At 72.5% G+C, this 1,311-nt stretch carries 1 pseudogene; it reads left to right on the top strand.

The features are described from left to right. Window positions 1-251: 251 nt before the first annotated feature. Window positions 252-1,311: pseudogene (locus AB0C29_RS48870) on the top strand (hypothetical protein); the annotation flags it as partial.

Below are 1,311 nucleotides of genomic sequence, written 5' to 3'. Positions count from 1 at the left end.
GCAGCATCCTGCGGCTGGCCCGCGGCGAGGAGATCCAGGCGCCCCGGATCGAGCTGGCCACCGAGCTCATCGTCCGCGACAGCACCCGCCCGCCCCGCGACTGAGACACAGCGCCACCGCCTCACCACACACGGCGACCGGATCTTACCGACCGGTGACGCCACCGCCGAGAACCGATCGGCGTCGATCCTCCCGGCGTATCCACCGGCGCAGCGGGCCGTCCGGCCTGCCGCGTCCGGAGGGAAATCACCATGAGGGTCAGCAGCAGGACCAGTCGGGCACGGCTGGTCGCCGTCGCCGCCACACTGATCGTGACCGCGGGAGCCACTGGCTACTTCGTGTCCAGCGGCGGCAAGGGCGAGGCCTCGGCGGAGACCAGCCTCGCCGACTACGTGCCCATCGCCAAGGTGGCGCCGAACGTCGTGACGCCCAAGCCCCGGCGGGGAGCCGCCACCGGCACCTTCACCGTGGACTGCGGCACCAACGGCAACGGCAAGTTCAGCCCGGACAATCCCGTCGCGCAGCCGGGCATCAAGAACGGCGCCGAGCACGTCCACGACTTCGTGGGCAACCAGGCAATCACCGCGGACACCCCGGACGAGGCCCTGGCCGCCGCCGGGACGACGTGCCGCAACGGTGACAAGTCCTCGTACTTCTGGCCGGTCGTCCGGATCGACAAGGCGGTTCGGGCCGATACCGCGGCGGCACTGCCCACGACCGTGCCGACGGTCTCCTGCCCCCAGGTCCGCGACAAGCTTCCCGCCGTACCGGCCCGCTCCCGGGCTGCGGTCGACCGGCAGCTCGCGAAGCTGGACCGGAGCCTGGCCGCGGCCAACGAACGGATCGCCGCGAGCCGCGGGCAGATCGACGCCGGCTTCAACAACTCGGTCATCAAGCCGCTGCGGGCGGAACGGGCCCGGACCCTGAAGAAGCTCAGTGCTCTGCTCAACGGCCGGTCGGGACGCCTGGTGTCACTGGTGGAGTGCGAGGTCAGCTACGACGGCCTGCACGCCGGGCACAGCACCGCGGCCACGCGCAGCGTCGCCAACCCGAACGTGCGGTGCCCGTCGGTGCGGGACAAGCTCCCGGCCGTACCGGATCAGGCCCTGGCCGAGGTGGACCGCAACCTGGCCGAGCTGGACCGGCAGATCGCCCAGGCGGACGAGCGCCTCGTCCAGGCGCCGGGCGACGGCGGTGTGCTGGGCGCCCTGCAGGCCAAGCGGACCGCGACGATCGACCGGATCGTCATCGCCATCAGCCGCCGCGCCGCCCGGCCGGCCGGGCTGGACAAGCTCGCGGCCTGCACCGTCG

Origin of the sequence: Actinoplanes sp. NPDC048791, assembly GCF_040650095.1 — a bacterium.
GTDB lineage: Bacteria > Actinomycetota > Actinomycetes > Mycobacteriales > Micromonosporaceae > Actinoplanes.
The sequence above is the reverse complement of the archived record's forward strand: the minus strand, read 5'-3'. Positions and strand labels throughout refer to the sequence as shown.